Raw genomic sequence first — 8,054 nt, forward strand, 5'->3', positions numbered from 1 at the left:
ACATTGAAACCACGGGGCTACGGCCGCAGGATGAGCGAATCATTGAGATCGCCGCCTTGCGAATCTGCGACGGCGAGCTCCAGGATCAGTTCACAACCCTGCTCAACCCGCATCGCGACGTGCCTCAGGAAATCACAGACCTCACGGGCATCTCCGACGGTCTGCTGGCCGACAAGCCCAGCTTCGCCGAGATTCTGCCGGACTTGCTGGCTTTCCTCCGGGATAAGCCGGGCTCGGCCGTAGCTGCTACGACTGAACAGGCCGCAACCGCTACGACTATCCCGACCGCAGCCGGGACTTCGAGCCTGGAGACTCCACGCCTTGTGGGGCACAATGTTTCCTTCGACTTCTCCTTCCTTCAACACGAGATCCTCCGCCTCCAGCTGGGCGATGTCGCCCCAGGCTCGGATCCCGTTAGCCCTCCATACACCCCGCGCCTAGTCTGCACTGCGGAGGCTTCCCGCGCGCTCATCCCTAGAGAGTCGGTGGGGCGCTATCGGCTAGGAAACGTGGCGTCATACCTTAAAGTCCCCCACCGCCCGCTACACCGCGCAATGAGCGACGCCCTAGCCACCTACGACGTCCTGCGGGCGCTGTCGGCGCGCTAAAGCCTTCAGGGCGCTGCCGGCAGCTACCTAACATCTAACAACAAAAATCCCGCCCACCTGATGGTGGACGGGATTTTTTCGAGCCTTAGGTGAGAGCAGTTGAGTTAGCTCGATTGGAGACTACTTGTCGAGCTCCTCGTAGCGACGACGGTTCTCCTCGTTGAGTCGCTCGAACATTTCCTTCTGCTCCGCGTGGTTGGCCTTCTCGATACGCTCGGCCTTTTCCGCAATCTCCGGGGAATCCGGGGAGAAGAAGCCACCGCGACCAGGCTGGCCGGCTGCGCCGAGCTCGTTCATGGTCTTCGGAACGTAAGCACCCTGGTACTCCAGCGGGATCGGGTGGCCGTGCTCGTCAACCGGGCCCAGCGGCTGGTGGACCTCAATGAAGCCACCGGAAGGCAGCTGGCGAATGGTGCCAGTCTCGATACCGTGCTCCAGAACCTCGCGGTCGTTGCGCTGCAGAGAGATGCACAGGTGGTAGGTGATGAAGTACGCGATCGGCGGCAGCAGCACCAGGCCGATACGGCCCACCCAGGTCATCAGGTTCAGCGAGATAGTGAAGTGTAGTGCAACTAGGTCGTTACCACCGGAGATGGTCAGCAGCACGTAGAAGACAAGTGCCATGACACCCAGTGCGGTACGAACCGGCACGTCGCGCGGACGCTGCAGCAGGTTGTGGTGGGCGTCATCGCCAGTCATCTTCTGCTCGATCCACGGGTAAGCGAACAGCAGCACAACCAGGAGGCCCAGCAACAGAGCCACCCAGAACACGGCTGGGATGGTGTAGTTGCCGAGGTAGAGCTCCCATGCAGGCATGACACGTGCAGCACCGTCAGTCCACAGCATGTAGATATCCGGCTGGGAACCGGCGGAGACCTGCGATGGGTTGTACGGGCCCAGGTTCCAGATGGCATTGATCTGGAAGAGACCAGCCATCAGCGCGACAACACCAAACGTGATCAGACCGAAGGAAGCAGCCTTCAGACCGAAGACCGGCAGAATACGAACGCCGACGACGTTGTTCTCCGTGCGACCCGGTCCAGGGAACTGGGTGTGCTTCTGATACCAGACCAGTGCTAGGTGGGCAGCGATCAGAGCCAACAGAATGCCCGGGATCAGCAGAACGTGAGCGATGTACAGGCGAGGAATGATGATCTCACCTGGGAAGTCGCCAGCGAACATGATCCAGTGCAGCCAGGTACCGATGATCGGCAGGCCAACCATGATGGCGGACATAATGCGCAGACCAACACCGGAAAGCAGGTCGTCCGGCAGGGAGTAACCCATGAAGCCCTCTGCTACAGACAGCAGCAGCAGGACGCAGCCGATGACCCAGTTAGCCTCACGCGGCTTGCGGAATGCACCGGTGAAGAAGATGCGCATCATGTGAACCATGATGGACACTGCGAACAGCAGTGCAGCCCAGTGGTGAACCTGGCGGATGAACAGGCCACCGCGAACCTCGAAGGAGAGGTCTAGGGCGGTGTGGTAGGCGGCGGACATTTCCACGCCGTTGAGCGGTGCGTAGGCGCCGTCGTAGATCACCTTCGACATAGAAGGATCGAAGAACAGCGTCAGGTATACACCGGACAGGATCAGGATGATGAAGGAGTACAGGGCGATCTCACCGAGCATGAATGACCAGTGAGTCGGAAATACCTTGTTAATTTGCGGGCGGATTAGGCCGGAGGCAGTGTACCGCTCGTCGATGTTGTTAGCCGCTTTAGCAGCGCGGCTCTGTTGTTTAGTGGTCATGAACGACGCTCCCAGAATGCCGGGCCGACGGGCTCGATGAAGTTACGGTCGGCGTACATGTATCCCTCTTCGTCGACCGAGATCGACAGCTCAGGCAGGGCGCGAGCTGCCGGTCCGAAGATCGGCTTACCGTGCTGCAGTGCATCGAACTGAGACTGGTGGCACGGGCAGAGGATGCGGTTAGTTTGCTGCTCATACAGGGAAGTAGGGCAACCGATGTGAGTACAGATCTTCGAGTAAGCGAAGTAATCGCCGTAGTGGAAGTCCTCCTGGCCCTCACGCAGGATCGCCTTGTCAGCGTCCTCAGGGCGCAGACGGATAAGCATCACAGAGTTACGCGGGCCGTGGATGGAGTGCATGTGCTCCTCGTAGACGTCACGGTCCTTGTCGAACTTGTCACCATCGTTGACCATGTCCTCAGTCAGGGGGAACACGGTCTCCATGGAGGCTGCGTCCAGATCCTCCGGGCGCATGCGGATCAGGCGAGACACGCCCTTGGTGCTGTAGTGGCCGTCATGCTCTTCGGCGATAGCGCCAGTGTCGCGGCCCAGGTAGACCTTCTCGCCCTGCTCCACCAGCGTCCAGCCAGTGGTCCAGAGGGTACCGTCGCCCTGAATGCCCATTGCCTTGGCCTTCCAGGGGTTCTTGACGATGCCGCCCAGCGGCAGAGCGATAGTCAGACCAGCCAGGACCGCACCGGTGCCAGCCAGGCCGGCGATGACCGGGCGACGACCCAGGGTGGAGGTCTTCCAGGAGTCGTTCAGCAGAGCGACCAGGGTACGGCGGTCAACTTCCTCAGACGGGCCGTCGTGACGGGTCTGAACCGAAATCTCTTCCGGAACGAAGCTCTTGGTGTAGGCAACGATGGCCGCACCGAGCAGGGTGATGCTCAGGCCGGCGGTGATACCGAGCAGAGGGGTGTAAATGGTGTACAGCCATACACCATCTTCAGCTAGGTGCTTGTACTCCCACGGCCAGAACAGGTAGACGCCGATGAAAGCGATGCCGAACAGGATCGACAGAGCCAACAGGATTGTCACCTTGCGGCTCGCACGCTTCTCAGCGGGATCGTTGGCGATCGGGAAGCGCTCCTTGCGGTACGCAACCTTAACGCCGTCGAGCTCGGTACCCAGGCGGGCCAGCTCGTCGTTGCTCATCTTCGACAGCTCTTCGTTGCTGTACTTCTTGTTGTTCTCACTCATGACCGCGATCCAATCCACATAGCGAAGGCAACGAGAACCACGATGCCGATAAACCACATGACCATGCCCTCAGTCACCGGGCCGATACCGCCCAGACCGAAGCCACCCGGGTTCGGGGATTCCTTGGCCGACTTGATGTAGGCAATGATGTCCTTCTTCTCGTCAGCCGTCAGCTGACGATCGGAGAACTTTGGCATGTTTTGCGGGCCGGTCAGCATAGCTTGGTAGATCTCTTGCTCGTTGGCAGGCGCCAGCGGCGGTGCGTACTTACCACTGGACAGTGCGCCACCCTTACCGGTGAAGTTGTGGCAAGATGCACAGTTCAGGCGAAACAGATCGGAACCACGGGCAACGTCTGCCGGGTCAATCTCACCATCCTTGTTGTTGGCACCACGCAGGGACTCCATGGCGATCTCGCCATTAGCATCGCGAACGATGCCCGGACCGCCACCGTTAGCGTTAACGTAAGCTGCCAGCGCCAGTGCCTGCTGCTCGGAGTAGCGCGGAGGCTTACGGCCTGCCTGCGCCTCGTTGCGCAGCATCGGCATGCGGCCGGAGTGTACCTGGAAGTACACAGCGCCTTCACCGACACCAATCAGGGAAGGACCGCGGTCCTTAACGCCCTGCAGGTTGCCACCGTGGCAGGTGATACAAGCAACCTCGTAAATTTCCTTACCCTGCTGCGCCAGCTCCTCCGAGCTCTGCTCGGCAACCGCGTTCTGCGCATCAGGGGTCAATGCGTTGGCGAGGAAGCCCGCGCCCGTAAGCGCGAACAGCAATGCCAACGCGCCGGCGAAGGCCTTGCGGACCTTCCGGCGGCGGCGTGCCTTGGCGGCACTGCCCTTCGAACCACTGGAGACTTGCTCCGTGGTTGCGTTGGTGGAGTTGATATCCATCTTGTTCCCTTATTTGCTAGTCAATGGAATTGCGATGGGCTGTAGGCCGACTCTCTTCTTGGGGGAGAAGAACCGACCTGGCCGGCCTACTGAATGAAGTAAATGGTGATCCACAGGCCGATCCACACGACGTCGACGAAGTGCCAGTAGTAGGACACAACGACGGCGGCGGTGGCCTGTGCCGGGGTGAACTTCGACTTCGCGGTCCTCAGCAGCACCACGAGGAAGGCGATAACACCGGCGAGCACGTGCGCGCCGTGGAAGCCTGTCGTGATGAAGAAGACCGATCCGTAGACGGAGCCTGGGATGGTGGTTCCGTGCTGCACCAAGTGGACATACTCGTAGCCCTGGCCGATGAGGAAGATAGTTCCCAGCAGTGCGGACAGTGCATACCACTTGCGTAGCGCGAAGACATCACCCCTCTCCGCTGCGAAGACGCCCCACTGAGCAGTGAACGAAGAACTGATCAGGATGACCGTAATAGTTGCCGCGAAGGGCACGTTCAGCTCGGTGGGCTCGGACGGCCAATTGCCGCCAGAGTTAGCCTTGGACACGAAGTACATCGCGAACAGGCCAGCGAAAAACATCAATTCCTGAGACAGGAACACAATCGTGCCGACACTGACCATGTTCGGTCGGTTCAGTGTCGCAACACGTTGTGGTGCTGCCATACCTGGGTTTTCAACTGCGCTCGTCACGCATATCAGTATGGCCGTTTAAAGCTCGATAGTCGATTCACTTCGGCGGTTTTCTGGAAGCAATCTGTAAAATCGCAGGTGAAACCTTGGATAAACCTGAAAGCCAACCCCGTTAGGGGTTAGTGGGAACTTTTCCAGTCCCGTATCCGACGAGTCACATAACGACAGGTCACATGCCACTTTCGTCAAGGGCTGACACGCCAACCACCCCACTATGGGGTTAGCTGCCCGGCATCGCCGGGAACTCCCCCAATAGCCAATTTCTCGGCGCCGATCCCTAGGGGCGTCACTACCCAAAGGCTTCCGAGCTCCCCCCGCACCTAATAGACTGGTTAGTACAGTAACCATTTACTTCATTGTGCCGATGCCCGGCACAGGTCCCTGACAGAGAGGTGCGTCGAAGCAGCTATGTCCCCCACTACCCCGCGTTCCGTAGATACCAGCGGCCTTAGCCCCGAGCAGCTACCGCCGAGCTATTTTACCTGGCCCGGTCTGCTCGGGCGACTCGGCAAGGGCCAGGAGCTCAGCGAGGCTCAAGTTCGCTGGGCGATGAACGAAATCATGGAGGGCAACGCTACCGACGCGCAGATCGCCGCCTTCTCCTTCGGCATCCGCGTGCGTGGCATCACCGCCGCCGAGCTAGCCGCCGCAGCCGAGACTATGACTAGCTTTGCCACGCCGGTGGACTTCTCGGACGTCCCGAACTGCGTGGATATCGTCGGCACGGGTGGCGACGGCCACCACACAGTCAATATCTCTACCATGGCATCCTTTGTGGTCAGCGCCGCGGGCGTGCCGGTTGTGAAGCATGGCAACCGCGCCGCCAGCTCTAAGTGCGGCGGAGCGGACATGCTGGAGGCTCTTGGTCTGGACATCGAACGCTCCCCCGAGGCCATCCGAAAGGATGCGCACGACACGGGATTCGCCTTCATGTTCGCCAAGACCTACCACCCTGCGATGCGCTTCGCCGGCCCGGTACGCAGTCAGCTGGGCGCCCCCACCATCTTTAACCTGCTGGGGCCCATGACTAACCCTGCCTCCCCAAAGTTCGGCCTGATCGGCTGTGCCTTCAAGGAATTCATGCCCATCATGGGTGGCGCGTTCGCCCGCCAAGGCAGCCGCGTTCTCGTAGTTCGGGGCATGGACGGTATGGACGAGATCTCTGTGTGTACTCCTACCGAGGTCGTTACTGTTGACGCCAACGGCCGCACCGGCGAGGAAATCATTAACCCTCGCAACGTCGGCCTCGACTTCTACGAGGACGGCAGCCTGGCTGGCGGCGACGCTGCGTACAACGCGGACGTAGCCGTGCGCCTGATGAAGGGTGAGATCTCTGGCGCAATCAAGGATGCTGTCTTGATCAACGCTGCCGGTGCCTTGACGGCCGTGCGGGGCTGGGAGGAAAAGGGTTTACAGGAAGCCCTTTGCGAGCAGGTGCAGATTGCCCGCGAGGTTCTGGAATCCGGTGCCGCCCTCAAGCAGATGGAAAAGATTATCGGCAAGTAAAAAGAACTCCCCCTCCGAGTCAGTCCCAAAGACTGGCGGAGGGGGAGTTTTTAGTGAAGTGTGAAGTTTAGTGCTTCTCCGGCGGTAGACCGTACTGCAGGTTCAGCATCGTGGTGGCCCAGATCAGCATGACGGCGCCGAAGACGACCAGCCACAGGTGCCACCAAGCCAGACCGGCGCCCATCACGACGATGGAGACGGTCATCCAGAAAGGCCAGATGGAGCTTGCAGAGAAGAAGCCCAGCACGCCAGCGCCGTCCTCGATTTCCGCCTCTTCCCAGTCATCCGGGCCGATGTCGGTCTTGGAGGCGGTCAGGTGGAGGTAACCGCCGAGCATGAAGGCCAGCAGAGTGGCCATGACCAGGCCGGTGCCGCCAGCCCACTCAACGCCCATCACGTTGCCCGAGTCCTTCACGGAGGAGGTGACGATGAAGTAGAACACCGTGACCACAACGAAGAAGGTACCGATGCTGTAGAAAAGCTTTGCACCAGAGTTCATTTGCTTATCTCTCTTCCTTAATTAGCCTTAGCGCTCCGCTGTTTAAGCGGCGTTGCGGTCCTTGTAGTTCTCGTTCGGAGTACGGGTGCCGGTGCGGTCGGACTCGAATGGGTGGGTGGAGGTTGCGTAGCCTTCCTCGCCGATGGCCTTCAGGGCCTCAGAGTTCGGAGCCTCCGGGTTGTCCTGACGGAACTTGATGTACTGCTCGAACTTCTCCGGGGAGACCACGCGCAGCTCGAAGTTCATCATTGCGTGGTAGGTACCGCACATTTCAGCACAGCGGCCGACGTATGCGCCTTCCTCGTCGATGGACTCAACCTGGAAGCGACGCTCGGAGCGGTTCTCGGCCGGGTGCGGGAACACGTCGCGCTTGAACAGGAACTCCGGGATCCAGAAGGAGTGAACAACGTCAGCGGAAGCCAGATCGAACTCGATGGCGGTGCCGGACGGAACAACCAGAACTGGGATCTCCTGGGTGGTGCCCACGGTCTCGATCTTGTTGTAGTTCAGGTAGCTGAGGTCATCCTTGGAGTTGCCGTGGATCGGGCCCGGAACCTGGTGGCCGTGCTTGTCCAGCTTCTCCTCCGGCTTCTTGGATTCCTCCGCACGAGCCTGAGCTTCCTTGTTAACGCCCTTGTACTCCTGACCACCATTCAGCTCCGCGGCGACTTCCTTGTAGCCGAACTTCCAGTTCCACTGGTAGCCGGTTACGTCGACGACAACCTTCGGATCCTTGTCCAGAGCCGTTGCGCGGTCCTGCGCCTGGACGTTGAAGAAGAACAGACCACAGACGATCAGAACCGGCAGGGTGGTCAGGACCAGCTCCAGCGGAACGTTGTAACCGGTCTGGCGCGGGAACTCGTCCTCGCCGCGCTTTTCGGCCTTCTTGG

At 60.0% G+C, this 8,054-nt stretch carries 8 protein-coding genes; 2 read left to right on the top strand and 6 right to left on the bottom strand.

The window, feature by feature from the left end:
- Window positions 1-2 precede the first annotated feature (2 nt).
- A complete protein-coding gene (locus Q0331_RS07700; protein WP_298075811.1) occupies window positions 3-608 on the top strand; it encodes a PolC-type DNA polymerase III in 606 nt (201 codons plus the stop codon).
- A gap of 120 nt (window positions 609-728) precedes the next feature.
- Here the strand turns inward: Q0331_RS07700 and Q0331_RS07705 are convergent, their stop codons facing one another.
- The 4 genes from Q0331_RS07705 to Q0331_RS07720 form a co-directional block, all read right to left on the bottom strand.
- Complete coding sequence (locus Q0331_RS07705; RefSeq protein ID WP_298075812.1) at window positions 729-2,363, bottom strand: cytochrome bc complex cytochrome b subunit; 1,635 nt, start codon at window positions 2,361-2,363, stop codon at window positions 729-731.
- Window positions 2,360-3,565: a ubiquinol-cytochrome c reductase iron-sulfur subunit gene (locus Q0331_RS07710; RefSeq protein WP_298075813.1), complete on the bottom strand. Its 1,206-nt coding sequence runs from the start codon at window positions 3,563-3,565 to the stop codon at window positions 2,360-2,362. Before Q0331_RS07710 ends, Q0331_RS07705 begins: the two co-directional genes overlap by 4 nt.
- On the bottom strand, window positions 3,562-4,461 hold the full coding sequence (locus tag Q0331_RS07715; RefSeq protein ID WP_298075814.1) for a c-type cytochrome: 900 nt from the start codon (window positions 4,459-4,461) through the stop codon (window positions 3,562-3,564). The genes Q0331_RS07710 and Q0331_RS07715 overlap by 4 nt, the downstream gene beginning before the upstream one ends.
- 86 nt (window positions 4,462-4,547) lie before the next feature.
- Complete coding sequence (locus tag Q0331_RS07720) at window positions 4,548-5,159, bottom strand: heme-copper oxidase subunit III (protein WP_034965190.1); 612 nt, start codon at window positions 5,157-5,159, stop codon at window positions 4,548-4,550.
- Between the two features lie 408 nt (window positions 5,160-5,567).
- Between Q0331_RS07720 and trpD the strand changes: the two genes are divergently transcribed.
- On the top strand, window positions 5,568-6,665 hold the full coding sequence (trpD, locus tag Q0331_RS07725) for an anthranilate phosphoribosyltransferase (RefSeq protein ID WP_298075815.1): 1,098 nt from the start codon (window positions 5,568-5,570) through the stop codon (window positions 6,663-6,665).
- A 67-nt stretch (window positions 6,666-6,732) separates the two neighbouring features.
- On the opposite strand, the gene Q0331_RS07730 is transcribed toward trpD, so the two are convergent.
- Both Q0331_RS07730 and Q0331_RS07735 read right to left on the bottom strand, forming a co-directional pair.
- Window positions 6,733-7,164, bottom strand: coding sequence for a cytochrome c oxidase subunit 4 (locus Q0331_RS07730; protein ID WP_298075816.1), 432 nt, complete (start codon window positions 7,162-7,164; stop codon window positions 6,733-6,735).
- Window positions 7,165-7,206: 42 nt separating this feature from the next.
- Window positions 7,207-8,054: cytochrome c oxidase subunit II (locus Q0331_RS07735; RefSeq protein WP_298075817.1), on the bottom strand; the 848-nt coding region annotated here is incomplete at its 5' end.

The sequence above is a fragment of the uncultured Corynebacterium sp. genome (genome assembly GCF_937999985.1).
Taxonomy (GTDB): domain Bacteria; phylum Actinomycetota; class Actinomycetes; order Mycobacteriales; family Mycobacteriaceae; genus Corynebacterium.

Excerpts from the sequence above, each read along its gene's own strand:
- trpD (WP_298075815.1), top strand. The coding sequence starts at position 5,568 with ATGTCCCCCACTACCCCGCGTTCCGTAGATACCAGCGGCCTTAGCCCC.
- Q0331_RS07705 (WP_298075812.1), bottom strand. The coding sequence starts at position 2,363 with ATGACCACTAAACAACAGAGCCGCGCTGCTAAAGCGGCTAACAACATC.
- Q0331_RS07730 (WP_298075816.1), bottom strand. The coding sequence starts at position 7,164 with ATGAACTCTGGTGCAAAGCTTTTCTACAGCATCGGTACCTTCTTCGTT.
- Q0331_RS07710 (WP_298075813.1), bottom strand. The coding sequence starts at position 3,565 with ATGAGTGAGAACAACAAGAAGTACAGCAACGAAGAGCTGTCGAAGATG.
- Q0331_RS07715 (WP_298075814.1), bottom strand. The coding sequence starts at position 4,461 with ATGGATATCAACTCCACCAACGCAACCACGGAGCAAGTCTCCAGTGGT.